The 24,704-nt window shown below is 46.7% G+C and carries 25 protein-coding genes and 1 pseudogene; 8 read left to right on the forward strand and 18 right to left on the reverse strand.

What is annotated here, in order from left to right:
- The 18 genes and pseudogenes from OA57_RS11385 to OA57_RS11465 form a co-directional block, all read right to left on the reverse strand.
- Positions 1 to 1,016 (reverse strand): LPD3 domain-containing protein (locus tag OA57_RS11385; RefSeq protein WP_034617982.1); only part of this gene is annotated, 1,016 nt, incomplete at its 3' end.
- A gap of 2 nt (positions 1,017 to 1,018) precedes the next feature.
- Positions 1,019 to 2,776, reverse strand: a complete 1,758-nt coding sequence (locus OA57_RS12740) for an LPD3 domain-containing protein (RefSeq protein WP_161788353.1) — start codon at positions 2,774 to 2,776, stop codon at positions 1,019 to 1,021.
- Complete coding sequence (locus OA57_RS11395; protein WP_034617983.1) at positions 2,713 to 3,075, reverse strand: hypothetical protein; 363 nt, start codon at positions 3,073 to 3,075, stop codon at positions 2,713 to 2,715. The genes OA57_RS12740 and OA57_RS11395 overlap by 64 nt, the downstream gene beginning before the upstream one ends.
- Before the next feature lie 282 nt (positions 3,076 to 3,357).
- Positions 3,358 to 3,447, reverse strand: a pseudogene (locus OA57_RS12985) (phosphodiesterase); the annotation flags it as partial.
- Positions 3,448 to 3,581: 134 nt separating this feature from the next.
- Positions 3,582 to 4,040 (reverse strand): DMT family transporter, encoded by a 459-nt coding sequence (locus OA57_RS11400; protein ID WP_034617984.1) that lies wholly within the window; start codon positions 4,038 to 4,040, stop codon positions 3,582 to 3,584.
- Positions 4,040 to 4,378, reverse strand: a complete 339-nt coding sequence (gene glnB / locus OA57_RS11405) for a nitrogen regulatory protein P-II (protein WP_034617986.1) — start codon at positions 4,376 to 4,378, stop codon at positions 4,040 to 4,042. Before glnB ends, OA57_RS11400 begins: the two co-directional genes overlap by 1 nt.
- A gap of 9 nt (positions 4,379 to 4,387) precedes the next feature.
- Positions 4,388 to 4,972 (reverse strand): molybdopterin adenylyltransferase, encoded by a 585-nt coding sequence (gene mog, locus OA57_RS11410; RefSeq protein WP_034617988.1) that lies wholly within the window; start codon positions 4,970 to 4,972, stop codon positions 4,388 to 4,390.
- Between the two features lie 8 nt (positions 4,973 to 4,980).
- The gene (gene ccmI / locus OA57_RS11415; RefSeq protein WP_052122486.1) at positions 4,981 to 5,886 is read right to left on the reverse strand and encodes a c-type cytochrome biogenesis protein CcmI; all 906 of its coding nucleotides are present in this window, start codon (positions 5,884 to 5,886) and stop codon (positions 4,981 to 4,983) included.
- On the reverse strand, positions 5,883 to 6,350 hold the full coding sequence (locus OA57_RS11420) for a cytochrome c-type biogenesis protein (RefSeq protein ID WP_034617992.1): 468 nt from the start codon (positions 6,348 to 6,350) through the stop codon (positions 5,883 to 5,885). Before OA57_RS11420 ends, ccmI begins: the two co-directional genes overlap by 4 nt.
- Positions 6,338 to 6,904 carry a DsbE family thiol:disulfide interchange protein gene (locus OA57_RS11425; protein WP_034617994.1) on the reverse strand — a complete coding sequence of 189 codons (567 nt, stop codon included), beginning with the start codon at positions 6,902 to 6,904 and terminating at the stop codon, positions 6,338 to 6,340. Before OA57_RS11425 ends, OA57_RS11420 begins: the two co-directional genes overlap by 13 nt.
- Positions 6,905 to 8,872 carry a heme lyase CcmF/NrfE family subunit gene (locus OA57_RS11430; protein WP_034617996.1) on the reverse strand — a complete coding sequence of 656 codons (1,968 nt, stop codon included), beginning with the start codon at positions 8,870 to 8,872 and terminating at the stop codon, positions 6,905 to 6,907.
- Positions 8,869 to 9,423 (reverse strand): cytochrome c maturation protein CcmE, encoded by a 555-nt coding sequence (gene ccmE, locus OA57_RS11435; RefSeq protein WP_034617997.1) that lies wholly within the window; start codon positions 9,421 to 9,423, stop codon positions 8,869 to 8,871. The genes OA57_RS11430 and ccmE overlap by 4 nt, the downstream gene beginning before the upstream one ends.
- The gene (ccmD, locus tag OA57_RS11440) at positions 9,413 to 9,640 is read right to left on the reverse strand and encodes a heme exporter protein CcmD (RefSeq protein ID WP_034617998.1); all 228 of its coding nucleotides are present in this window, start codon (positions 9,638 to 9,640) and stop codon (positions 9,413 to 9,415) included. Before ccmD ends, ccmE begins: the two co-directional genes overlap by 11 nt.
- On the reverse strand, positions 9,637 to 10,392 hold the full coding sequence (locus OA57_RS11445) for a heme ABC transporter permease (RefSeq protein WP_034618000.1): 756 nt from the start codon (positions 10,390 to 10,392) through the stop codon (positions 9,637 to 9,639). Before OA57_RS11445 ends, ccmD begins: the two co-directional genes overlap by 4 nt.
- Positions 10,393 to 10,448: 56 nt before the next feature.
- A complete protein-coding gene (gene ccmB / locus OA57_RS11450; RefSeq protein ID WP_034618002.1) occupies positions 10,449 to 11,111 on the reverse strand; it encodes a heme exporter protein CcmB in 663 nt (220 codons plus the stop codon).
- Between the two features lie 13 nt (positions 11,112 to 11,124).
- Positions 11,125 to 11,772: a cytochrome c biogenesis heme-transporting ATPase CcmA gene (ccmA, locus tag OA57_RS11455; RefSeq protein ID WP_034618004.1), complete on the reverse strand. Its 648-nt coding sequence runs from the start codon at positions 11,770 to 11,772 to the stop codon at positions 11,125 to 11,127.
- Between the two features lie 246 nt (positions 11,773 to 12,018).
- A complete protein-coding gene (gene torA, locus OA57_RS11460; RefSeq protein ID WP_200883629.1) occupies positions 12,019 to 14,514 on the reverse strand; it encodes a trimethylamine-N-oxide reductase TorA in 2,496 nt (831 codons plus the stop codon).
- A gap of 44 nt (positions 14,515 to 14,558) precedes the next feature.
- Positions 14,559 to 15,668: a NapC/NirT family cytochrome c gene (locus OA57_RS11465; protein ID WP_034618006.1), complete on the reverse strand. Its 1,110-nt coding sequence runs from the start codon at positions 15,666 to 15,668 to the stop codon at positions 14,559 to 14,561.
- 354 nt (positions 15,669 to 16,022) lie between these two features.
- Between OA57_RS11465 and OA57_RS11470 the strand changes: the two genes are divergently transcribed.
- The 8 genes from OA57_RS11470 to rbsA all read left to right on the forward strand — a co-directional run bounded on the left by OA57_RS11470 (position 16,023) and on the right by rbsA (position 24,695).
- The gene (locus OA57_RS11470; protein ID WP_034618008.1) at positions 16,023 to 16,658 is read left to right on the forward strand and encodes a nucleoside recognition domain-containing protein; all 636 of its coding nucleotides are present in this window, start codon (positions 16,023 to 16,025) and stop codon (positions 16,656 to 16,658) included.
- Positions 16,655 to 17,122, forward strand: coding sequence for a YjiG family protein (locus OA57_RS11475; protein WP_034618010.1), 468 nt, complete (start codon positions 16,655 to 16,657; stop codon positions 17,120 to 17,122). The genes OA57_RS11470 and OA57_RS11475 overlap by 4 nt, the downstream gene beginning before the upstream one ends.
- Positions 17,123 to 17,447: 325 nt before the next feature.
- On the forward strand, positions 17,448 to 19,322 hold the full coding sequence (locus OA57_RS11480; protein ID WP_034618012.1) for a PTS mannitol transporter subunit IICBA: 1,875 nt from the start codon (positions 17,448 to 17,450) through the stop codon (positions 19,320 to 19,322).
- Between the two features lie 165 nt (positions 19,323 to 19,487).
- Positions 19,488 to 20,636 carry a mannitol-1-phosphate 5-dehydrogenase gene (locus tag OA57_RS11485; protein WP_034618061.1) on the forward strand — a complete coding sequence of 383 codons (1,149 nt, stop codon included), beginning with the start codon at positions 19,488 to 19,490 and terminating at the stop codon, positions 20,634 to 20,636.
- 27 nt (positions 20,637 to 20,663) lie between these two features.
- Positions 20,664 to 21,200, forward strand: a complete 537-nt coding sequence (locus OA57_RS11490; RefSeq protein WP_034618013.1) for an MltR family transcriptional regulator — start codon at positions 20,664 to 20,666, stop codon at positions 21,198 to 21,200.
- A gap of 82 nt (positions 21,201 to 21,282) precedes the next feature.
- The gene (gene add / locus OA57_RS11495; RefSeq protein WP_034618014.1) at positions 21,283 to 22,437 is read left to right on the forward strand and encodes an adenosine deaminase; all 1,155 of its coding nucleotides are present in this window, start codon (positions 21,283 to 21,285) and stop codon (positions 22,435 to 22,437) included.
- A 337-nt stretch (positions 22,438 to 22,774) separates the two neighbouring features.
- Positions 22,775 to 23,194, forward strand: coding sequence for a D-ribose pyranase (gene rbsD / locus OA57_RS11500; RefSeq protein ID WP_034618015.1), 420 nt, complete (start codon positions 22,775 to 22,777; stop codon positions 23,192 to 23,194).
- A gap of 10 nt (positions 23,195 to 23,204) precedes the next feature.
- Positions 23,205 to 24,695 (forward strand): ribose ABC transporter ATP-binding protein RbsA, encoded by a 1,491-nt coding sequence (rbsA, locus tag OA57_RS11505; protein WP_034618017.1) that lies wholly within the window; start codon positions 23,205 to 23,207, stop codon positions 24,693 to 24,695.
- Positions 24,696 to 24,704 lie beyond the last annotated feature (9 nt).

Genomic DNA, 24,704 nt, shown 5'->3' on the forward strand with positions numbered 1-24,704 from the left:
AAACGGGTTGTTTTTGCTAAAAATGGTGTTAAACCACCACCTGAGCCGCTGTACTGTGATAGCAATATCTTTTGTTCAGCTGTAATATCATCAATGCTCATTTCACCATTAATCATCTTTTTGGCCAGATCAATGGCTTGATTATTCCGTTTTTGACGCGTTTTAGCGCCAATACCATTTTCATTGTAATTAAATAAATTAGTATCAGTGACTTGTGGTCTGCTTTCAACGCCGCGACTTTCTTCGAGATCTTCAAGTTCAGTCGGATTTCCATCCAAATCTACAATAGAAATAATTTCAATATTCCAATCATCATCATTGACGGCATCGTCAAAAATGGCTATTTTATCATCATAGGGAATGTGATTTGTTCGTGACCGACTAGCCTTGTCGCTAGAGACAGAATCGAGAACAAGTTCATTCCCTTTGCTATGATACGCAACAAAAATAAACTCTCCATTCTCTCTTTCGGCTACTGAAACTGTATGTTCAACTTTTCTATTATCAAATACAGCAACGCCTTTGAAATAATGGAATGCAACAAACTTTTTCGTTGACTCTTTGTTTTTGTTGTTGCTTTCTCTACCTAAATATTCTCCATTTTTTAATGTATTGGGAACATGAGGGACTAATGCCGCGCGCTGTCTATTTTTCGCAGTTCCAAGCAATAATTCACCTTTGGAAACAGCATTAAACAACACATTCCCGATAACCGTTTTGATATACCTTCCTTGTAGATTTTGCTTAATATACCGTTCAACTGTAACCGATAAATTCTCATCATCATTTTGTTGATACTTATTTAAATCCGTATCAACGTTCTCAGGCAATATTTCATTTGTTAATTGAGGGCGCTTGTCCGCTTTTGCCGCCCCCTCAAACAGCCCTAATTGGCGGCGCAAATCCTGCACCGCCTTGATTAATGGTAATTTTTTAAGTGGATTTTTCTCGATGTTACGTGCATCAACAGCAGATTTTAATTGATTAACCAGCTTCATCTTTTCTAATGCATTCATTATTATTCATCCTCTTGCTGTGCATATTCATCGGTTTTCAGTGTGTAAGCTTCAACAGCTTTTGCGACCAAATCTTGATCGTATTCATACACACGCGTTGCGATTTCTTCCATCTTGGCGTAGAAGTCATCGGCCAATACATCAATCTTGCCGTCGATTACATCTTGCAAGAATGCGCGGTCGTCTTCGACTTGCGGTTCGGTTACAGCCGGTTGCTCTGTCTGAACTTCATTCTCTTGTGCTTTATCATCGGTTTCATTGTCCCACACCTTTTTAAGCCAGTTATCCAAAATATGTTCAGCTTCTTTCATATCTCCACCGTTTTCTAACAAATCACGTGCCTTTGCACCGGCAGAATATTTGTCTATATTTGAAGAGTTGGTGTAGCCATTCGCTTTATGCCACAAGGCCGCTCTTGGATATTTTTCTTCAAGCTCCTGAACTTTAAGTCGTGTATTCTCTTCATCGCCAAGAATAACGCCTGTTCCTTGCTCTATCGAACTTCTGCGATTTTCATACGCAATCTCATTTTGCAAATAAGCCTCTCTTAGCTCCTCAATGCCGGGAACGTTCATATCTCTTTTTTCCTGTTCAAGCCTTTTTTCTCGTTCTTTTTCAGCATTAATCATGTTATAAAAACGTTCTGAAGACTGCACGTCCAGCGCCATCCATTTGTTTTTTTCACCTTCAATTTTCAACAAGAACGCAATCACCCGTACTTCTTCACCATTTATTTTTGTGCTTTTCCACTCAAAACTAAAATAGTCAAAGACACGGTCACCATCAATAGCGCTGATAACTTTGTTTGCATTATCAATATGGACGTTATTCCCATTGATGGTGGTATAGACCGGCTTTTCTTCCTCTTCATCGTACGAATCTTCATCCTTGATTTCGTTGCCGTCTTTATCGAATAAGAATAGATTCAACACCCATTTGCCACTATAAGCCGAATCAAGAACAACATCATTTTCAGCATTAAGTTTATCTAATGCTTCGCCGTCTTCTGCAAAATCGTCTTGCGCACTAACGGAATCAAGTGTAATATTCTCCTTAAGCGGTTTATCCGCTTGAAGTGCGCGATTATCGAACGCCCCGGATTTGTGAACCGGCAAGCCCTCGTAATCGCGCATTTCTATTGCACCGTCCATAATACCCTCTTGCGTAACATCAGATTCAGAGGTATTATTAGCCTCAATACGGTTGCTATCTGAATGTTGACCCCCGGATTTGTTTTCGGTGTTACTCTCATGTTCAGGTATCAGCCGCATTACACTATCCATAACCCCCCCTTCATCTTTAATGTACATATCGTAGAACAGGTTGCCGTTCGAATCTTCTTCTATAGTTAATCGAGCTTTGAACTTATTTCCGCCAATCTCAACCCCTTTTTCCAAATAGTGATACGCAGAGACGCGGGGCTTCTTATCTACTTTATGATTGTCAGTTGTGCCCGTTTTGGCTGCATTTTTTATAATTTCCTCGATTTGAGCCAGCGCTTTCAGCTTATTAGCATCAGCAGAAAACGCCATTACCTTCTTCACTCCGCGCTTACGGATTTCTACATCTGCATTTAACGCTTGACAAAATACTGTTCTGCCGCGCATTGATTCCAAATGTGCCTTGACGGCCTGACGAAGCGCCTTTTTCCCCTCTTCGGTATCAGTATCAAAATCGCCAAGCTCTTTGCCGGTTACTACAACGGGCTCAATGGTTGCTGTTTGACCGTCATTGCCTGCTGCCACGGCTTCAGACGGCATTTCTGATCAGCAGGCGCCTCACTTGATTCTGATTGCTCGTCCAGCCATTCATTGCCCCATGCCAGCGCTTCATCAAGCGAGTTGGTTTTCTTGGGCTGAACAAATCCGCCGTTTGGCAGTTTAAACACGACCTCATAATCATAAGGGTTGCGTTTATACTCTGTGACATCTGAATTTTTATAAGCCCCGGAAATAACGACCTCTTTGTCGCCAACACTTTTTTTGGCCAAAAAGGTTCCCATGGCAGCATCATCATAATTCACAAAATAGCCCATACTTTCGGCTAAAATTTTTCTCACTTTCAATTTTCATTTTTTAATGGCACAAAAAAGGGCTTGATTCGCTTAAAGCCCCATTTTACGCCACTCCATTACCAATTTATTCCCGCTTATTTCAACCAATTCCCTAGTTTTCTTTTTTCTCATGTTAAATGGTTGGATACACTCGTTTCATTATTTTCCCTCGTTAGTGGCGTTATTTTGCCACCTATTGAGGACTCTGGAATTAGTCTACCACTACATATAGAAGAATAACCAAGTGCGGTCGGGGGCAGACCGCACTTGGGGGAGATAGAATCAGGCTTACGGTTTATCTTTATTGAGAAATTTTATGGCTAAATCTGGAAAATCGGTAAAGACGCCACTTGCGCCGGATTGATTCAATAGGGCGTCAGAAACATTTAGGGAAATACCGAAATTCAGGATAACTTTCTAATATCATTCGATAAATTATGGGGTATTTTGGTATTGTTCGTATAGATGACGAAGCTTATGTAAAACCTGAGGATTAATAATAAAGGGGCAGTCTATTTGTTAAACCACTTATCGCCGTAGAAAAACAGTAACATTCCGAAAAATACAATGAGTAATCCGACAAATTTCCAGATAGTGGCCGGGCGGATCGGCATATAAATTAAACCGTAGTGATCGATTAGCATTGCCATAATCAGCTGTCCGACAATGATAAAGAACAGCATATTGCTGACCCCGACTTTGGGAGCAAGCATGATGGTGGTAAAAACAACCAGTGCGCCTAATGTGCCGCCCGTCCATTTCCACCATTGTTGTTGCGGCAGATTTAGCCAAATTTCACTGATATTGGCTTTTGCGAGCGTAATTGCCAGTAAAACTAACGTGCCGGTAAAAAAAGAGATCAGGGCAGCGGCGACAGGCTGATCGCCGACCGCTTTACTGAGTTGGCTATTGATAGCGGCTTGACTGGCAAGAGCAATTCCGGCCGCAAAGGCAATCAGATAGAACAGCATTAAATGGCTTCTTCGTTTTCTTCTGCTGTGCGGATACGGATCACTCGTTCAACATCGTAGACAAAGATCTTTCCGTCGCCGATTTTGCCGGTTTGTGCTGTTTCGATAATGGTATTGATACAGATATCGACTTGTTCATCGGCAATCACAATTTCTAGCTTAACTTTAGGAAGAAAATCAACCATATACTCGGCACCGCGATAAATCTCGGTGTGTCCTTTTTGGCGACCAAAGCCTTTGACTTCGGACACGGTCATACCGGTGATGCCGACATCCGATAACGCTTCTCGCACATCATCGAGTTTAAACGGTTTGATAATAGCTTCTATTTTTTTCATAAGGCATCCTTATTTTTCTTGGCGTGCTGATTTGGGGCGAAAACTTTTAATCACTTCAGGCACTGTATCAATATAAATGCCATCGATCAACTGTAAGCAATAAGGAACGGCACTGAAAATACCGTTGACTAATACGTTGCCGTTCTGATCTTTTACGCCTTCCAATGTTTCTTTGATGGCTTTAGGCTGGCCGGGCAGATTTAAAATCAGGGATTGTTTGCGAATCGCGCCGATTTGACGCGATAAGATCGCGGTGGGAACAAAATTCAGGCTGATTTGTCGCATTTGTTCACCAAAACCCGGCATTTCCCGATCGGCGATCGCTAAGGTCGCATCCGGGGTAACATCGCGTTTTGCCGGGCCGGTTCCCCCTGTTGTCAGTACCAAATGGCAGTGGTGTTGATCAATCAACTCGATTAATGTTTGCTCAATAACGGATTGTTCATCGGCAATGAGACGAGTTTCACTCAAAAAGGGGTCACTTAAGGCGGCTTCGAGCCAAGCGAGTAATTCCGGTATCCCCAGATCCTGATAAATGCCTTGTGAAGCACGGTCGGACACGGATACCAGACCGATTTTTAACTGTTTTTCCATAGCGTTCTCTATTCTTTTTCGGTTGAGGATTCTTGCTGTTGCTTTAATTCTTCAATCGCATGCGCCATGCTGCGTTCAATGAGAGGGATTCGTTCGTCATCAGGTGCAAGCTGGCGCAGCATCATTTCCCATGACATTAACGCCATTTTGTAGTCTTCTTTTTCAAAGGCGCTGAACGCCAGCAGGCTCAATGCGTGGACATTGTTATGATCCTGTTTGATTACGTCGCGTAATAACAGTTCACCGCGTAATTTATCGTTTTCATCTTGTGAGAACATTAATACGCGCGCATGGCTTAGTTTGTATTCGTTATTGTCCGGCTGAAGTGCGGCGGCTCGTTTATAGCTGTCCAGTGCAAGCTGCCCGTTGCCGGCGGCCATGGCGATTTGCCCTAACAACCACCAGTTATCATCACGTTGCGGATTTTTTTGCAGATCAGTGCGTAATGCAATAATAAATCGTTGCAGTTCGTCGGTAGTGAGCGGCTGCTCTTTTTCTTCTGCCAGACGCTGTTGTAAGTGCGGTAGTTCGCTGTGTGCCTGTGCCAGCATGTTTTCGGAGTGCCATGAACCAACGGCAAAATACGCCAAGAGGGCGATGGACGCAAGCGCCAGTGCCGCTGAGGCAAACCAGATTTTACCGTTTTTTAGCGCATGGTCGCTAACCGCACTTTGTTGTTGAGGAATATCGTTCAGCAGGCGCTGTTGTAATTCGTTTTCACTTTGTTGCGGATCGTCCAGTAGTCCCTGTTCGTTGTCTTTTTGCAGCTCTTGCAGCCGATCATAATAGAACGCCTTATTCAGATCCTGTTGCTGAACCGCACTTTGATTATGTTGACGGTTGAGCAATAACGGAAAAAATGCCACGGCTGCCGCGATGAACGTCAGCAGCAAAAAACTAAGCCACAGCATTATTTTTTCTCCTTGTGGTCGGTGTGCAAAATAGCCTGTAAGCGTTGCTGATCGATTTCCGTCTCAGCGGTGTTATGCGGTAGTGTGCTTGCTTGCGGTTTGCGGCGAAACAGGATAACAACACCCAACAGCAGCAAGATCGCCGGAATCAACCATAACAGTATCGTGGACAGGGTCAGCGGCGGATCATAGGTGACGAAATTGCCGTAACGCTGCACCATATAATCCACGATTTCCTGTTTATGTTTACCCTCTTGCAGCAATTGGTACACTTTGGCGCGCATATCGTTGGAAATGGTAGCGTTGGAATCGGCAATATTGTTATTCTGACATTGCGGGCAGCGCAATTGCTGGGTCAGTTGCTGATAAGTTTGCTCTTGCTGTATGGAAGAGAACTCATAGGTTTCAATTGCCGCAAAGGCGGATAGGCTGAAGAATAACAGACAGACTATTTTTAGGCTTTGCATGTGGCATCCTCTGCAATAATTTTATCAAATAACGGCTTAAACCGCACTTGCCATACCGATTCGTTCATATCGCCGGCATAGCGATAGCGGATAACGCCGTTGCAATCGATTAAAAAGGTTTCCGGCGCACCGTATACGCCTAAATCCAGTCCGAGCATACCTTTTGTATCCAGAATATTGTATTGGTAAGGATTACCCAGATTTTTCAGCCACTGCACCGCTTTATTTTGATCATCTTTATAGTTGATGCCGATGATGGTAATGCCCCGTTTGGCGAGTTGATTCAGGTATTGATGTTCGGCATAACAGGTCGGACACCAGGTTGCCCACACATTCAGTAACAGCGGTTTCCCTTGTTGAAACAACTCGTTGCCGAAAGCCGGTTCATTCGGGTGCAAAGCGGGCAAGTCAAAGTGCGGTACCGCTTTGCCGACTAACGCCGACTCCAATGCTTTCGGATCGTCTCCGGCGGAGTTTCTTGCCAATTGCCAAGCGAAAACGACAACCAGCGCCAAAAAAGCCAATAGCGGCAGAAACAGTTTTTTATTCTTCATTTATACGGTCTCCTGTTGACGAGCGTCTTGGGTGATGCGATTCAAACGATAACGACGATCGAACATCGACAGTAATCCGCCGAGCGCCATAAACAGCCCTCCGATCCAAATCCAGCGGATAAACGGCTTGTAATACAGGCGCACGGCCCACGAATTATCTTCCAAGCGTTCACCGAGGGCAACGTAAATATCCCGCTTAAAGCCCCAGTCGATCGCCGCTTCGGTCATACTCATGCGGCTAACGGTGTAAAAGCGTTTTTCGGCGTGCAGAACGGTTTCCAGTTTATCTTTGCGGTAAACTTCGACAACCGCTTTAACGCCTTCATAGTTTGGGCCGTTATCCGGCGTTACGCCTTGAAAAACAAAGCGGTAATCGGCAATTTGTGCGCTGTCGCCGCGGTTCATGCGCACATCGCGCTCGACACTGTAATTTTGGCTGAAAGCGATACCGAATACCGTCATGGCCACGCCGAGATGGGCGGCAATCATGCCCCAATGTGAGCGTGACAGTTTAGTGATGCCTTTAAAAAACGAATGGCGGTGGCTTGCCCGTTGCTGCATTTCATACAGGCTCAGGAGCACAATCAGCACGCTCATCATTGTACCTAAAACAGCCGTCACCGTGATTTGCTCAAACAGCAAGTGCGGTAAGGCAACACCGGCGATAACCATCAATATCAGGCTGATAATCACCGGTGTGCGAATGGCGCTGAACTGATCGCGCCGCCATTTGACCAGTGGACCGATACCCAAAATAAATGCAAACGGCACCATTAAAATCAAGAACATTTGATCGAAAAACGGTGCGCCGACCGAAATTGAGCCTAGACCTAATTGTTTGTGTACCAGCGGTAGCAGCGTACCGATTAATACAATTGAAAGTGCGGTCATCAGCAGGACATTATTCAACAGCAATAAATTCTCACGTGAATAGCGTTGGTAATTGACGGTTGAGCGGATTTGATTGCCTTTAACCGCATAAAGTGCCAGAGAACCGCCGATGACAATCACCAGATAAGCCAAAATATACAAGCCGCGGGTCGGATCCGAGGCAAAGGCGTGTACCGAGACCAGAATCCCGGAACGCACTAAAAACGTACCGAGCAGGCAGAGCGAAAACGCCAAAATTGCCAGTAATACCGTCCATGCTTTGAAGCTACCCCTTTTTTCGGTGACCGCTAACGAGTGAACCAATGCCGTACCGGCAATCCACGGCATGAGCGAGGCATTTTCAACCGGATCCCAGAACCACCAACCGCCCCAGCCCAGTTCATAATAAGCCCACCATGATCCGAGTACGATGCCTAATGTTAAAAACAGCCAGGCGGCAAGTGTCCACGGGCGAGACCAACGTGCCCAAGCGGTATCGAGATTGCCGCCTAATAACGCTGCAATCGCAAAGGCGAAAGCAACGGAAAAACCGACATAGCCCATATACAGTAATGGCGGATGGAAGATCAAGCCGACATCTTGCAATAACGGATTCAGTTCACGGCCGTCGACCGGAAAATCGGGAAAAGTGCGGTCGAACGGATTGGAGGTAAAAATAATAAAGACTAAAAAGCCGATACTGATTAACCCCATTACCGCCAATACGCGCGCAATGGCTTCTTGCGGCAGGCTTTTACTAAAAACGGCAACCGCAGCACCCCAGAGAGAAAGCAGCCAGATCCATAGCAGTAATGAGCCTTCGTGCGATCCCCACACTGCCGAGAGGCGGTAATGCAGCGGCAGGTTGGTATTGGAATTATTGACAATGTACTGCACGCTGAAATCATTGATGGCAAAAAGATAAGATAGCGCAACAAAGGAAAAGGTCAGGCAGAAAAACAGGCTGAATGTCATCGGTTTAGCCAATGACATCAGCACGGCATTATTTTTCAAACAGCCGTAAGCCGGCAGCAGCGTTAATAAAACCGCAACGGCCAAAGCAAGGGCAAGAGCGTAATTTCCGAGTTCCGCAATCATTTGTTTGCCTCAATCGTTTGTTGCAGATTGTGTTGGAATTTTTCCAGATTTTGTTGATCACGCTCGGACACACCTTTTAAATCGTTGTCCGATACGCCCATCGGCTGATGGACTTTTTGCATTTGGCTTTCTAATTCCGGCGGGACATAATTTTCATCATGTTTCGCCAACACTTCGTGGGCTTTTAATGTTTTTTCATCAACCAGTACGCCTTGCGCTACAATGCCTTGCCCTTCACGGAACAGATCCGGCAGGATTCCTTCGTATTCTACCGTGACGGAAGGGCCGATATCGTTGAGGTCAAACCGCACTTTGAGGCTGTTCGGATCGCGAACCACCGTTCCTTCCACCACCATGCCGCCGATTCGCAGCCGTTGGCCGACTTGCGGTTTGGTATCAGGTTGGTTTTCTTTTCCGTAAATAATTTCGGTCGGCGTATAAAATAAATCAATATTTTGTCGCAGCGCATACAGCATTAAGCCGACGGCAACGGAAATACCGAGCAGAACCAACAGCAGTAAACTGAGGCGGGATTTGCGTCTAGGATTCATTACGGCCTCCTGTTGTCGGTGAGGTTTGGCGCTGCCCCAGCCGTTGCTGGCGCTGCCGTTCTTTGGCGACCCATTTCAAAATCTGTTTTTTTTCGCCGATGCTGGCGATAATCAGTATCAGCAGCGCTACGATGGTCACGGCATAACACAGCCAAACGTAAAATCCGTAGCCGCCCATATTAAAAAAGTCGTGCCAAGTTTGGAAAAACGGGGTCATTTTTTCACTCCTGTAAGGTATTTTTCAGCCAATGCCTGCACCCAAGGGCGCTTTTGTTCTTCTTGCAGTAAGGCATTGCGATAGCGTATCAGTGTCAGCCACACAGATAAAAACAGAAAGCCGAAAATGGATAGAATCAGCGGAATTAACATGGAGGTTGCCATTGACGGTTTTTCAAATTTGGTAATCGTAGCGCCTTGGTGCAGGGTATTCCACCATTCTACCGAAAAATGAATAATCGGCAGGTTAATCACCCCGACTACGGCGAGGACGGCTGCCGCTTTGGCGCCGCTGCGACGATCCGGAAAGGCGGAGTAGAGCGCCAGAATACCCAGATAGAGGAACAGTAAAATCAATTCTGCGGTTAAACGGGCGTCCCAAACCCACCAAGTGCCCCACATCGGTTTGCCCCAAACGGCACCGGTCAGCAACGCCAAAAAGGTGAGCGTGGCGCCGACAGGCGCCATGGCGATCATGGCGAGGTAGGCATGGCGAATCTGCCAGACCAGCCCGATCACGGCTGCGATAGCCATTGACCCATAAATGCCCATTGACCAAATTGCTGCCGGAACATGCGGATAGATCATGCGAAAGCCGTTGCCCTGTTGGTAATCGGCGGGGGCGAATACCAATCCCCACACCCAGCCGACAGCGAGCAGCAACAGGGCGAAAATGCCGATATAAGGCTGCAATTTACCGAGCAGATGATATTGGGTTTCTGCTTTGGCATAAGGGTGTAACCATTTCCACATAGGTCATTTCACTCCATTTTATTTTTCAAATAAATCAACAAATCACGGTAAACGTATCAATCCAAGCTGATGCGAAGTGCGGCAGCGATGGCAAAGGGGGCAAGCGAGACGGTCAGTGCCATAATTGCCCCCAGAATCGCCAATTGGCCGTGATAATTTAAATTCAACGAGGCGGCATCAAGCACCGCGGCTGAAAAAATCAGTACCGGAATAATTAACGGTACAACCAGTAAACTCAGTAATACACCGCCTTTACGCAGTGCTACCGTCAGTGCCACACCGATTGCACCGATGGCGCTTAAGGTCGGTGTTCCCAACAGTAGCGTGAAAACCAGCGCTTGCCATACGGCGGGTTCCATTGATAACAGCAGTGCGGCAATCGGCGAAAGCAACAATAACGGAAGTGCGGTCAATAACCAGTGCGCCGCCACTTTGGCAAGCATTACCAAGGGTAACGGATAGGACAGCAGCATAAGCTGTTCCAGTGAACCGTCACGAAAATCATCGGCAAATAAGCGTTCAAACGCCAATAATGCCGACAGCAATGCGGCAACCCAAACCACGCCGGGGCCGATCCGCGCCAGTAATGTCGGTTCGGGCCCGATCACCAGCGGGAAAAGGGTGATGACCAGCAGAAAAAACCAAAGCGGGTTGAGCAGTTCGGCTTTTTTTTGTCGGGCGATTTTCAGTTCCCGTTTGATAATGCTGGCAAAAATCATCTCCAATGATTCCTTATGCGGATGCAGCCGCTTTAAAAGGCTGCATCGGGAATAGGTGTAATAAATCGCTGTTCACGGTTTGGTGGCTGGTAAGTATCACAATGCCCCCTTGTCGGCAGTGCTGCTCGAAAAGTGCGGTCAGCTCGGCGCGCCCTTGTTTATCGATAGCGGTAAAAGGTTCGTCTAAAATCCATAGCACAGCATTGCTCAACCATAAACGTGCCAATGCAACCCGTTTTTGTTGCCCTGCCGAGAGCTGGTAAACCGCACTTTCTTCATAACCGCCCAAACCGACGTGGTATAACGCCTGCCAAATCATGTCATTGTCTTGCACGCGGTTGCTGATCTGCCGGTAAAAACACAGATTGTCATAAGGTGTCAGCTCGCTTTTTACACCGCTGTAATGCCCCAGATACAACAGATCGGAAAGATAAGCGTCCCGATTTTTAAAAATATCGGTTTGATTCCACCGCACGCAACCGTCGGCAGGGCGAGACAGAGTCGTCAGAATGCGCAGCAGGCTGGTTTTGCCGATTCCGTTATGCCCTTCCAGTTGGATTAACTGACCGCTTTCGAAATTTGCCGACAAACGCTCGAACAGCAGCTGTTCGCCACGCTGACAGGCCAAATTATGCAGTTCTAATCGGTTTGGTGCAAACATCAGAGTTACTCGACATCAATAAAAACAGAGCGCAAATTTTAACATAACTGATTGATTAGTGATAACAATCAATTCGATAAAAAACTACCTATTTTTGTGTATTTTATTATTTATTTTGAAATGTAACTATTTGATTTTTAATGATGTATTTGCCGGTTGACGATTTAAGGGTTATTTGATCTAAAACAAGTAAAAAAATCCCAAGTACAGCGGGGCACTTGGGATTTTTATCGATGGTTTTGAATTTTATAACGTGCGGTATTTCGGTTCGTCAAAAACCGTAACGGTCGGTGCTTCTCCGGTGTATTTTTCCACTTGTAAAATCGCCGTGTTCGGCGAGTTCCCTTGTGCCAGTTTTGAGGTGCCGATATCCATAGTCAGTACGTTCGGATTGCCGAATTTACACAACGGTTTTTCATCGCTGCCCAATCCTTGCGGATCGTACCAAGCACCTTCGTGCAGTGCGACGGTTCCTTTGATGATGCCGTCAGTCACGACTGCGCCGGCCAAGACCTGTCCTCGCTGATTGAACAGGCGGACGATATCGCCGTTGGCAATGCCGCGCGCTTTGGCATCGTCGCTGTGGATCAAGACCGGTTCGCGCCCGTTGACGGTGTAGTAATTCCGCAATTCGGCAGAGAAACAGAGCTGGCTGTGCAGGCGATAGTACGGATGCGGCGTCACCAGTGCGAGCGGTGCTTCTGTGGTAACGTTGCCGGCATATTCTTCCGGGACGAACCAAGTCGGATGTCCTTTACAGTCATCATAGCCCATTTTGGCAACGGTATCCGAATAGATCTCGATTTTACCGGACGGCGTTCCTAGCGGATTAAGCAGCGGATCATTGCGGAACTCCTCATAACGAACCCATTTTTTGGCTTTTTCGGCGGCTTTAAAAGTGACGGGTTTGTTTTCTTGCCAAAACTGTTCAAAGCGCGGCATGATAACTCGGTTTTTGCGTGCACTATCGTAGGCGGTTTGGTAGAACGCTTTTAACCAGTCCATCTCCGATTTTCCTTCGGTGAATTTTTCTTCGACACCCGCCAGTTTGGCTAGTGCGGCAAAAACGTCATAGTCGCTTTTTGCCTCGAATTGCGGTTCAACGGCTTTTTTCATCGGATAGACATGCATCATGGAGTAATCGCCGCTCATGGTGAGGTCGTTGCGTTCGTAAGAGGTGGTTACCGGAAGTACGATATCCGCCATACGTGCCGTCGGGGTCCAGTAAATTTCATTGACGACGATGGTTTCGGGCCTTTGCCAGGCTTTAACCAAGGTATTGGTATCTTGGTGGTGGGTGAAAGGGTTGCCGCCGGTCCAGTAAATGAACTTGATGTCGGGATAGGTGATTTCAGTCCCGTTGTATTGAATTTTTTTACCCGGATTCAGTAGCGCATCGGAAATCCGTGCCAGTGGGAAACTGTATTCCGACGTTTTGGTCAGCCAAGACATTCCTGTGTTGTCACTGTTATTGCCGACCGTTGCAGATATTGAACTTAAGCTGCCGCCGGTTGTTGTCGGGGCGCCGCCGTTAGAGTAGTGGTAGCTCAAGCCGAATCCGCCGCCCGGCAACCCGATTTGCCCCAGCATTGCCGCCAGAGTGACCAGCATCCAGTGGGTTTGTTCGCCGTGTCGTTGACGTTGCATGCCCCAGCCGGCCATCAGCATAGTGCGGTTGGCTGCAAAATCGAGCGCCAATTTTTTGATGACATCTGCCGGAATACCGCAGATTTGGCTTGCCCATTCCGCATTTTTTACGATTCCGTCTTCGGCTTGCCCTAATACGTAAGGTTCGAATTTATCATAGCCGATGGTATATTTTTTCAGAAATTCGGTATCGTGTTTGCCTTCGCTGATCAAGGTATGTGCAATACCCAGCATCAGCGGAACGTCGGTTGCGGTGTTAATCGGAATCCATTCTGCGCCTAAATATTCACAGCTTTCGCTTTTGACCGGATCAATACAGAGAATACGCTTACCGCTCTCTTTCAGTTTTTTGAAATAGTCAACCCCTTGTTGATCGGTCGAGGTCCAAGCAATTCTGAGGGTGGTCATCGGGTTTGCCGACCATAACACAATAATATCGCTGTTTTCTAAAACGACTTCCCAGCTGGTTTGTTGTTCGTAGACCTCGATCGTGCCCAACACATGCGGCATAATGACTTGCGCCGCGCCGGTGGAGTAGTCGCCTTTTGTGCCGACAAACCCGCCGGTCAGGTTCATGTAACGGTGTAAGAGTGTTCTGCAACTGTGCAATACGCCGGAACTTTTCCAGCCGTATGAACCGGCGAAGACGCCGGTTACGCCATAAGTTTCACGTACACGTTTCAATTCGCCGTCTACCAGCTCAAGCGCCTTATCCCAAGAGACTTGCACCCATTCGTCGCGCCCTCTCAAGCCGGTATCGCTTTTGCCGGGATTTTCCAGATAGCTTTTACGCACCATCGGGTATTTTATACGGGCATTGCTATGAACCTGTTCCGCAACAACATGTTGCAGTTCATTGGCGACAGCAGGTTCGATGGCCGGTCCTGATTTGACGATTTTGCCGTCTTCCACAATGATGCCCAACGGCCCCCAATGGGCGGCAGAAACCACCGTAGAGGATTCAGCCGCCATAGCTTTTGTCGGCATCAGGATCCCGCTAGTCATGCCGCCGGCGGTTGCGAGACCGACAGTGCCCAGTGAGGTATTTTTTAGGAATTGCCTGCGGCTTCGATTCGTTTTTTTCATGTTTTGCATATGATCTGATCTCCTCGTTGATTATAAAATTTATCCCAAAAGGATTAATGGGAACTTCCCATGTCTTTGGCAAAATGTTGTAAATAAAGGGTAATTGTTCTGACTTCCTCATCATTCATTGAAGTGCGGTCTTTCATCGAATTAATCACACCGACCCATTGATTGGCCGTATAGTGATCGGCGGCAATAGGTGCATGGCAGGTGCTGCAATGAGTTTGATCCAGACTTTTTCCGTATTGGTTCAGCGCGTTGATATCCGATGTTAACGCCGCCTTGTCGACACTGAGTGCGATATTGACTTCATGCCAATCAGAATCGGTTATGTCGTCGTGTACGGTTTTTAACACCGTTATTTGTGATTTTGCATCGTCATCGACAACAGCAACGATAATCCGTTTGCCCATTTGTTGATAAATCAGGCTTTCCGCCCCGGCTTGCTGCCAGCCGTTTACCGTACCCTTGATATCATTGTTATCCGCTTGCCAGTCAACCAGTCGGGCAAACGGCATTAGACGCACTTGTCCGTTTCCGGCGGTGGCGGACGACATTCCCATCAGGTACAGCGTTTTGTCATCGTTTGCAAATTGTCCGGCGTGTTTGCTTAATTCTCCGCTTGCGGCACTCGAATCCGTCGCAACGTCCGGCATAAAATGTACAATGCCTTTGTGGCAATCGATACAGGTTTGATTGGTCTCTATCGCCAGTTTATGCATGGTTTGCGCTTGTTCGGACTGCTCGCTTAAAATCCAAGCATCGGTTTTATGGCAGGTTCGGCATGAGGAAGAATCCAGCGCTTTCATCTGCTCCCAAACCGTTTGAGCCATTTGTAAACGGTGTTGCTCGAATGCTTCCGCATCAGGAATTTTTCCGGTTAATTCTCCCCAGACATCCTTGAGGGCGATAAATTTAGCTTTGATGTAATGCCAGTTTTCCGGCGGAAGGTGGCAATCCGAACATTCCGCCCGAATCCCGAGTTTATTGGCAAAATGCACGCTGCCTTCCCACTCCTCTTTGGCGGTGGTCATGGAGTGGCAACTGATGCAGAATTCGGTGGAACTGGTTTTGTGAAAAACCGTTTGTGTCAGCCAAAATCCGATCGCACCGACGGCAATCAATATGATTCCGCCGATAAATCCTTTCTTTTTTATCAACATACCTATTCCCGTTTAATATTAACGTAGCTAAACAAATATAAAGACAATGTTTCATAAGTTGTATTTATACGGTTTGATATATATCAAAATACAATTAATTTTTTATTTTAAAATTAACTTCCCTTCTTTATTGTAAATAGGATGTTTTCTTTTTGTTGTATTTTTGTGGTGATTTTTTTTATTAATTAATTGTTTTTTCAAAAAATTTTCATTTTCTCTTGTGTGAATTTTTATATGGGATTTTAGTCTTAAAAATAAAGATTGAGGCAGCTAGCAAAAATGGAACAAGCTTCTTGTCTTGATAATTGAATATGATTAGAGTGATTTTTGATATTCTATTTTATAGGAGGCGGTATGGTTGAGAATAGCTTGAAAAAATTAATTGTCGGTACGATTTCATTAATTTTAGCGGTGATTTTTTTCGGCGGTTTTGCCAAAGATGTCATGGGCGGAATTTTTGATTTCAGCAAGTTGACCGGTCAGTTTCCGGAATGGCTGAAAACCAGCGGCGGAACGAGTGCCAAAGGCGGATTTTTATTTGCGGTGACATTGGTTCCCAGTGTGATGCTGGCTTTGGGATTTGTTGCGGTTTTTGAACATTACGGCGCATTGTCGGCCGCCTCGAAGTGGCTGAATCCGATTTTGAAACCGATCATGGGAATCCCCGGTAACTGTTCCATCTCTTTGATTGCCAGTACACAGAGTACCGATGCCGGCAGTTCAACTACAAAATTTTTACGTGAGGAAGGTGCGATCACGCACAAAGAATTGCTGATTTTTGCCGCATTTCAGTTTAGTGCCGGTGCCTTATTGACCAATTTTTTAGCGTCTTTTGCCCCGGTTTTGCTGATACAGGACAAAGCAGGACAGGTCGCACCGGTTTCCATCGCTATGTGTCTGGGTATTATTTTTGTGTTTAAGATTTTCGGCGCGAATTTAATGCGTCTTTATGTAAAAAAATTCGTGAAAGACGATGAGGAGTCGCTATGAGCCGGACAAGCAGTCAAAGCAAGTTGATTACCGATATTTTTATTGACGGTGCGAGAAAAGGCTGGAATATCGCCGTGACCAGTACGATTCCCAATGTATTGATGGCTTTCGTGATTATTTATATGTTGAATGCCTCCGGTTTATTGAAACTTATCGGCGACTATTTAGGGTTTATTATGTTGCCGTTAGCGCTTCCCGGGGAATCAATTGCAGTATTGATGGCGGCATTTTTGAGCTGGGGAGGCGCCGCCGGAGTACTGGTGGCGCTAGTGCAGGAAGGCGTACTGAATGCGGCGGATATTGCCGTTTTATTGCCGGGTATGGCGCTGGTCGGTTCGACCGTACAGTATATGGGGCGAATTCTGGGCGTGTTAGGGGTTCCGGGTAAACACTATTTGGTTTTATTCGGCATCTGTATTGTCAATGCTTACCTTGCGATGCTGATGATGCGTATCTTTATTTAGTCGGCTGTAGATATAAGAGAGACTGAATGACTGTTTTAATTAAGCTTGTCGCTTAATTTCCGTGATAAAAAGTACTGTTCCTGCAAGCAGTACTTTTTTATGAAAATGAAATTTAAAAATGTGATCCGAATCACTGTTTTTATTTATTGAGATAAAAAGTGCGATATTTGTCACATTTTAAAAATCGGAACTTAAAAATTTAATGTGATATTAATCACAAATTATATGAATAAAATTTCAGATTAATTTATAAGCATGATACTTTTTCAGTTACGTAAAACGTGGTTTTACAATCGTGATTTTGACAACGACACTGAGGTGAAAAATGTTATCTGCTTCTGTAAAAGTAAAAGTCCAAAATTTTGGGCGTTTTCTATCGAACATGGTGATGCCGAATATCGGCGCATTCATTGCGTGGGGTTTTATTACCGCACTTTTCATTCCGACCGGCTGGATTCCGAATGAAACACTGGGGGCGTTGGTCGGCCCGATGATTACCTATTTGCTGCCGTTGCTGATCGGTTATACCGGCGGTAAATTGGTCGGCGGCGAGCGTGGTGCGGTAGTCGGCGCGATTACCACGATGGGGGTGATTGTCGGCTCCGATATTCCAATGTTCCTTGGTGCGATGATTGCCGGGCCGTTGGGCGGTTATGCGATCAAAAAGTTTGATAAATGGGTAGACGGCAAGATCAAGAGCGGTTTTGAAATGTTGGTCAACAATTTCTCAGCCGGGATTATCGGTATGTTGTGCGCCTTGCTGGCCTTGATTTTAATCGGCCCTGCCGTGAAAGCCCTTTCCGTTACGTTAGCCGCCGGCGTAGATGTGCTGGTGAATGCCGGCTTACTGCCGTTGACCTCGATTTTTGTCGAACCGGCTAAAATCCTGTTCCTGAACAATGCGATTAACCACGGCATCTTTACGCCGTTGGGCGTGCAGCAATCGACTGAATTCGGGCAATCGATTTTCTTCCTGATCGAAGCGAATCCGGGCCCGGGGCTTGGCGTATTGCTGGCTTATATGTTCTTTGGTCGCGGCAGCGCCAAACAAACTGCCGGCGGTGCGGCGATTATCCATTTTTTCGGCGGTATCCATGAAATTTATTTCCCGTATATCCTGATGAAACCACGCTTGATTCTGGCGGTGATTGCCGGCGGTATGGTCGGGGTCTTGACACTGGTGTTGTTTAATGCCGGTTTGCGTGCGCCGGCTTCTCCGGGGTCGATTTTTGCCGTATTGCTGATGACACCGCCGCCCGCGTTTGTCGGCGTGATTGTTTCCGTCTTGGCATCTTGTGCCGTCTCGTTTGCCGTTGCCGCTTTTCTGTTGAAAACGGATAAGCAAGAAAGTGTCTCGTTGGAAGATGCCACCTCACAAATGAAAGCAATGAAAATGGGAAGCGGGAAAACCGAATTGAGTGCTAGCGATTACAGCACCTTGCAAACTATTTACGTTTCTTGTGATGCGGGCATGGGGTCCAGTGCGATGGGGGCTAGTATGCTGCGTAAAAAAGTACAGGCCGCCGGGCTGGATATCCGAGTGGTTAACTGTGCAATTAATGACTTGCCGTCCGATGCACGTTTGGTTATCACGCATAAAGATTTAACGTTACGTGCGAAGCAGCAAGCGCCGGAGGCCACCCATCTGTCGTTAACCAATTTTTTGGATAATCCGTTTTATGACAGTCTGGTGAGTGATATTGTGGATAAAGTCGGGGCTTCTGAAGAGGAGTCTGAAGTGGCGGCGACCGATGCGGAACAGCAGCCGTCGGCGTTCAAACTGGAAAAAGCACAAATCTTTTTGGGGCTGAAAGCGGCGACCAAAGAAGAAGCAATCCGTTTTGCCGGTGAGCAGCTGGTGAAAGCGGGTTTTGCTAAACCGGATTACGTTCCTGCCATGTTTGAACGGGAAAAACTGGTTTCTACTTATCTCGGTGAAGGGGTTGCCGTGCCGCACGGGACGATTGAAGCCAAAGATCAAGTGATTAAAACCGGGATTGTGTTCTGTCAATATCCTGACGGAGTTCGGTTCACCGATGAAGAAGACGGCGTTGCCAAACTGGTTATCGGGATTGCGGCGAAAAACAATGAACATATTGCCGTGGTCACTTCAATTACCAGCGCACTGGACAGCGAAGAGTCGATTGAATTACTGACAACCACCGACGATGTGGAACAGGTATTGAAATTATTGAAATAACGGACTGTGATGTTACGTCACCGCCTTGCGAAGTGGATTGCGATTCGAGGCAATCCAAGCAAAGTGCGGTGGCGGAACGGGGGCGAGGCCGTCGGTTTTTCTCGTTATCATCATTCTTTATCGGGCGTGATTTCCGCCCGCTTAATCAGCTATTTGGAGAGATTTATGAAAGCATTGCATTTTGGCGCCGGCAATATCGGCAGAGGGTTTATCGGGAAACTGCTTTCCGATTCAGGCATTCATGTCACCTTTGCCGATGTGAACGATAGTGTGATTGACCTGCTCAATCAACAGCAGGGCTATGATGTTAAAATCGTCAGCGAGCAGGAAAGTAAAATTGAACATGTCGCACCGGTCGACGGCATCAATTCCAAAAACAGCGAGCGGATTATCGAAAAATTTAATCAGGTGGACTTGGTGACCACGGCGGTCGGCCCGAATGTACTGGAGATTATTTCCGCCACCCTTGCCGATGCGCTGAAAGCCCGCTTTGCCGCCGGCAACAAACACTACCTGAATATTATCGCCTGTGAAAATATGGTGCGCGGCACTTCTTATCTGAAAGAGAAAGTGCGCTCTCACTTGGCGGCGGAATACCATACCGCACTTGAGCAATATATCGGTTTTGTCGACTCCGCCGTTGATCGCATTGTGCCGCCGGTTGCGCCGAATGCCGACAATCCATTGCTGGTGACGGTGGAGGAATTCAGTGAATGGATTGTCGATCAAACCCAATTTAAAGGCGAAATTCCCAAAATTGCCGGCATGGAACTGACTGATAATCTGATGGCATTTGTCGAACGTAAACTGTTCACTTTGAATACCGGACATGCGGTGACGGCGTATCTGGGCAAACTGAAAGGTCATCGTCTGGTGCGCGAAGCCATTGAAGACGAAGCGATTAAACAGCAAGTGCGGTCTGTCATGCAGGAAAGCGGAGCGGTGTTGATCAGACGTTATGGTTTTGAGCAGGAGAAACATTTCGCCTATATCGAAAAAATTCTGAAACGCTTTGCCAATCCGTACCTGCCGGACGATGTCGATCGCGTCGGACGTGAACCGATACGCAAACTCAGCATGAACGATCGTCTGGTTAAACCGCTGTTGGGCACGATTGAATACGGTTTACCGCACTTGGTATTGTGCAAAGCGGTGGCGGCGGCATTGCGTTATCAGAATGAAAATGATCCTCAGGCTATTGAATTACAAGCCTTTATTGCAGATAATGGTGTGCAGGCGGCGATTGAAAAATATACCGGACTGGGCGACCGTGAGGTTATCCGACGGATTATCGCCGATTATCAGCAACTATAACCCTTACAGGATTGATATTTCAACACTATGTCTCCGTCTCAAGAGCAGTTTGTTTACGAGCAGCTGAATGATATTCCGACCTTGCGCGGCGTGATCACGGCGGCGGTAAATATTTTTGATCATGACGTGGAACAACTGATGCAACGGGTTTTCCGCAAAACGGACTTTGCGGTCAAATCCGTGGTGGATTCGTTGCTCGGCAGCAGCGGCCCGCTGGCGGATTTAAGCGTGCGGCTTAAAGTCTTGTTGGGGTTGGGCGTGCTTGAGACCGAGGCATATCAGGATATCGAGTATTATCTGGATTTAAAAGTGCGGTTGAACAATGAAAGCAAAGAGTATGCATTTTCATCGCCGCTCACCTTGGCGTTTTTAAACCAACTGCATTCCGTGCAGGACAAAGCCATACTGCAAAAGCTGGAAAAAGAGTTGCACGGCACGCAAGAAAACAAAGATTCGCTGTTGTTGCAAGTCAAAGCCATGCGTCATGAAAAAATCCTGCGTTCCTATCTATTGCTTTCCGTCAACACCATCTGCGAACGGCTGGATATTGAAAGTCCGTTGTAAGCGTGATTATCTGAACGATAGCTTGCTTTTTCGGTTGTAAGCATTAAAATCCGCTTCTTATTTGAACGATAGAGGATTTTCCATGACCGCACTCACATTACCGAAAGTTGTTTTACACGAGCATATCGAAGGCTCGGTAGCCCCCTCATTGGCGATAAAATTGGCGCAAAAATACCAAGTGCGGTTAGCCGACGATTTTTTATATCGTGAGGGCGAATATGATGCGCAGGATTTTCCGAACGGGCGCTATCGGTATGATGAGTCGGATTTCCGTGAATTTGTCGACGCTTATGATACTGTTGCCGAATTGGTACGAGATGCGGAAGATTATTATTGGGTGACCAAAGATTACCTCATGCGCAACGCCAAGCAGGGTTTGATCTATTGCGAGCTGATCACCTCCGCTTATCATATGTGTACTACACTCGGACAAAGTGGTGAGAGGATTTGGTCGCCTGAACGATATGCAGAAATTATGCAGGCGATTGAACAGGCAATGGATGAAGTTAGGGCTGAATTCGGTGTTGAAACCCGTTTGCACGCCTGCGGTGTGCGCCATTTACCGTTTGCCGAGATGTTGGCGAGTGCGGATTTTATTGCTAAAAATCCAAGGGAATCGATCACGGGGTTCAATATTGCCGGTAATGAAAAAGCCGGACAATTTTCCGACTTTAACGCATTGCATCAATTGGTTGACGACATTCCGTTACCGAAATCGTATCATGCCGGTGAAATTTGCGGCCCGCAAAGCGTGCATGACGCGATCAAGTGCGGTGCGGTAAGAATCGGGCACGGTATTGCTTCAATTCAGGATTCCGATTTAATTCAATTATTGATTGAAAAACAGATTACTTTGGAAATTTCGCCGAGCAGTAATCGTATCCTCGTGCCGGAATTGCAATCTTCACTGAAAAATCACCCGCTGCGCAAATTGTATGACAGCGGTGTCAGAATTTGCCTTAATACCGATGATGCCGGGCTGTTCGGCACAGATATCGGCAAAGAGTATCTTCTGGCGGCGCAAGCGTTTGGATTCTGCCGTGCCGAATTATTGGATATAACCTTGTGCGCGCTGGAATGTGCTTTTGTGGAAAAGACAGTTAAAAATCGCCTGATTTCACAGGTTTATCAACAAATTAACGACGAAGATCGACAGCAGTTTGCGGATTTGATTGCAAACTGTACTAATCCCGCCCTCAAAGTGCGGTTGCAGCAGCGCTATCGGCAAGTGGGATAGGCGACGAGTAAAAAGCCTGTTTGGCTGAGTCGCTTAACAGGCTCTCGGGACACATTTTCTATTGCCAAGACAAGGACGGCTTTTTGTTATTTTTAGCACAATCGGTTAAATAGAGGTTACATAGCAGATAGGCTTTATAAAAGGTATCCGATAAGCACAAAACCGAAGAATTTATCAGCGGTTGTTTTTTCGTTCAATGAGAAAACCTGATCCACCTCACAAATTGAAATCAAGCCGGTATCTATTTTGATTTTTCTTTCCTAGAATATCGCCATTGTTTATCGAAACGTTTCGATGGGATTTTTTTACAGCCTTGGAGACGTCAGGAGTATACCCAATGAAAAAAAACAGCGTGCTGAATGCACAATTATCGCATCTGATTGCCACGTTAGGGCATACCGACAGCGTGACGGTGTGTGATGCCGGGCTGCCGATTCCGACAACGATAGAACGTGTGGATTTGGCACTGACTGCCGGTGTACCGCACTTTTTGCAAACGGTTGAGACGGTAACGCAGGAACTGTTTGTCGAAAGTGCGGTGTTGGCGGAAGAGATCAAAGAAAAAAATGTGAGCGTCTATTATGCCTTGCTGAAACAGTTACAACAGTTAGAACGGCAACAAGGCAATAAAATCGTGATTGAATATGTCAGCCACGAAGCTTTTAAAAATCTGAGTCGACAATCAAAGGGCATTGTGCGCAGCGGTGAATGTACGCCTTACGCCAATATCATTCTCTATTCCGGCGTCCCGTTTTAAGGATATGACCATGCAACATGAAACCTTATTGCGGATACAGGGCATTGAGAAATCCTTTCCGGGCGTAAAGGCGCTGAATAATGCCTGTTTAAATGTATATGCCGGACGTGTGATGGCATTAATGGGCGAGAACGGCGCCGGCAAATCGACCTTGATGAAAGTGCTGACCGGCATTTACAGCAAAGACAAGGGCGCAATCGACTATTTGGGCGAAGCCGCCGATTTCAGCGGGCCGAAAGCCTCACAAGAAGCCGGCATCAGCATTATCCATCAGGAATTAAACCTGATTGACAACTTAACCATTGCCGAAAATATTTTTCTCGGACGTGAGTTTATCAACCGTTTTGGCGGGATCGACTGGAAAAAAATGTATCGGGAGGCGGATAAACTGCTGGCGAAGCTGAATGTCAAACACAGCAGCCGCACGCTCGCGGGCGAATTGTCAATCGGCGAGCTGCAAATGGTGGAAATCGCCAAAGCGCTCAGCTTTGAATCACGCGTGATCATTATGGACGAGCCGACCGATGCCTTGACTGATACGGAAACGGAATCGTTGTTTAAAATCATTAACGAATTGACGGCTGAAGGGCGCGGCATTGTGTATATTTCTCACCGAATCAAAGAAATTTTTGAGATTTGCGATGATGTGACGGTATTGCGTGACGGAGAGTTTATTGCTGAAAGTGCGGTAGCGGATCTGAACGAAGATCGGCTAATCGAGATGATGGTGGGGCGAAAGCTGGAAGATCGTTATCCGCACTTGGAAAAAGCCTATGGCGAAACCCGCTTGCAAGTGAACAATCTCTCCGGCAGCGGCGTGCATAATGTCAGTTTCCGCTTGCATGAAGGCGAAATTTTGGGCATTTCGGGCTTGATGGGCGCCGGGCGCAGCGAGTTGATGAAAGTGATTTACGGCGCCTTGCCGAAAACCGCAGGCGAAGTGCGGTTGGACGGCAAAACAATCGACAACCGCCATGAACAGGACGGCTTGAACAACGGGATTGTGTATATCTCCGAAGACCGTAAAGGCGACGGCTTGATTTTGGGTATGTCGGTAAAAGAAAACATGACGCTGACCGCACTTCAGTATTTTTCACAATACGGCTATGTCAAAAAAGGGGCGGAGCGTTTGGCGGTGGACGATTTTATCGTGCTGTTCAACATCAAAACGCCGGGCAGGGAGCAGGAAGTCGGGCTGTTATCCGGCGGAAACCAGCAAAAAGTAGCGATAGCCAAAGGTTTGATGACGCGGCCGAAAGTCTTGATTTTGGACGAACCGACGCGCGGCGTGGATGTCGGTGCCAAAAAAGAGATTTATCAGCTGATCAATAAATTCAAAGATGAGGGGCTGAGTATTATTTTGGTGTCGTCCGAAATGCCGGAAGTACTGGGCATGAGCGATCGGATTTTAGTGATGCACGAAGGGCGGATCAGCGGCGAATTTATGCGTGATCAGGCAACACAAGAACAGTTACTGGCAGCGGCAATCGGCAAGCATTAACGGAAAGGA

The organism is Chelonobacter oris (assembly GCF_000772535.1).
In the GTDB taxonomy this organism is placed as follows: Bacteria; Pseudomonadota; Gammaproteobacteria; order Enterobacterales; family Pasteurellaceae; genus Chelonobacter; species Chelonobacter oris.

Coding starts and splice junctions, on each gene's coding strand:
- OA57_RS12740 (WP_161788353.1), bottom strand. CDS start 2,776: ATGCCGTCTGAAGCCGTGGCAGCAGGCAATGACGGTCAAACAGCAACC.
- OA57_RS11400 (WP_034617984.1), bottom strand. CDS start 4,040: ATGCTGTTCTATCTGATTGCCTTTGCGGCCGGAATTGCTCTTGCCAGT.
- glnB (WP_034617986.1), bottom strand. CDS start 4,378: ATGAAAAAAATAGAAGCTATTATCAAACCGTTTAAACTCGATGATGTG.
- mog (WP_034617988.1), bottom strand. CDS start 4,972: ATGGAAAAACAGTTAAAAATCGGTCTGGTATCCGTGTCCGACCGTGCT.
- OA57_RS11420 (WP_034617992.1), bottom strand. CDS start 6,350: ATGCAAAGCCTAAAAATAGTCTGTCTGTTATTCTTCAGCCTATCCGCC.
- OA57_RS11425 (WP_034617994.1), bottom strand. CDS start 6,904: ATGAAGAATAAAAAACTGTTTCTGCCGCTATTGGCTTTTTTGGCGCTG.
- OA57_RS11430 (WP_034617996.1), bottom strand. CDS start 8,872: ATGATTGCGGAACTCGGAAATTACGCTCTTGCCCTTGCTTTGGCCGTT.
- ccmE (WP_034617997.1), bottom strand. CDS start 9,423: ATGAATCCTAGACGCAAATCCCGCCTCAGTTTACTGCTGTTGGTTCTG.
- ccmD (WP_034617998.1), bottom strand. CDS start 9,640: ATGACCCCGTTTTTCCAAACTTGGCACGACTTTTTTAATATGGGCGGC.
- OA57_RS11445 (WP_034618000.1), bottom strand. CDS start 10,392: ATGTGGAAATGGTTACACCCTTATGCCAAAGCAGAAACCCAATATCAT.
- ccmB (WP_034618002.1), bottom strand. CDS start 11,111: ATGATTTTTGCCAGCATTATCAAACGGGAACTGAAAATCGCCCGACAA.
- ccmA (WP_034618004.1), bottom strand. CDS start 11,772: ATGTTTGCACCAAACCGATTAGAACTGCATAATTTGGCCTGTCAGCGT.
- torA (WP_200883629.1), bottom strand. CDS start 14,514: ATGCAAAACATGAAAAAAACGAATCGAAGCCGCAGGCAATTCCTAAAA.
- OA57_RS11465 (WP_034618006.1), bottom strand. CDS start 15,668: ATGTTGATAAAAAAGAAAGGATTTATCGGCGGAATCATATTGATTGCC.
- OA57_RS11470 (WP_034618008.1), top strand. CDS start 16,023: ATGGTTGAGAATAGCTTGAAAAAATTAATTGTCGGTACGATTTCATTA.
- OA57_RS11475 (WP_034618010.1), top strand. CDS start 16,655: ATGAGCCGGACAAGCAGTCAAAGCAAGTTGATTACCGATATTTTTATT.
- OA57_RS11480 (WP_034618012.1), top strand. CDS start 17,448: ATGTTATCTGCTTCTGTAAAAGTAAAAGTCCAAAATTTTGGGCGTTTT.
- OA57_RS11485 (WP_034618061.1), top strand. CDS start 19,488: ATGAAAGCATTGCATTTTGGCGCCGGCAATATCGGCAGAGGGTTTATC.
- OA57_RS11490 (WP_034618013.1), top strand. CDS start 20,664: ATGTCTCCGTCTCAAGAGCAGTTTGTTTACGAGCAGCTGAATGATATT.
- add (WP_034618014.1), top strand. CDS start 21,283: ATGACCGCACTCACATTACCGAAAGTTGTTTTACACGAGCATATCGAA.
- rbsD (WP_034618015.1), top strand. CDS start 22,775: ATGAAAAAAAACAGCGTGCTGAATGCACAATTATCGCATCTGATTGCC.
- rbsA (WP_034618017.1), top strand. CDS start 23,205: ATGCAACATGAAACCTTATTGCGGATACAGGGCATTGAGAAATCCTTT.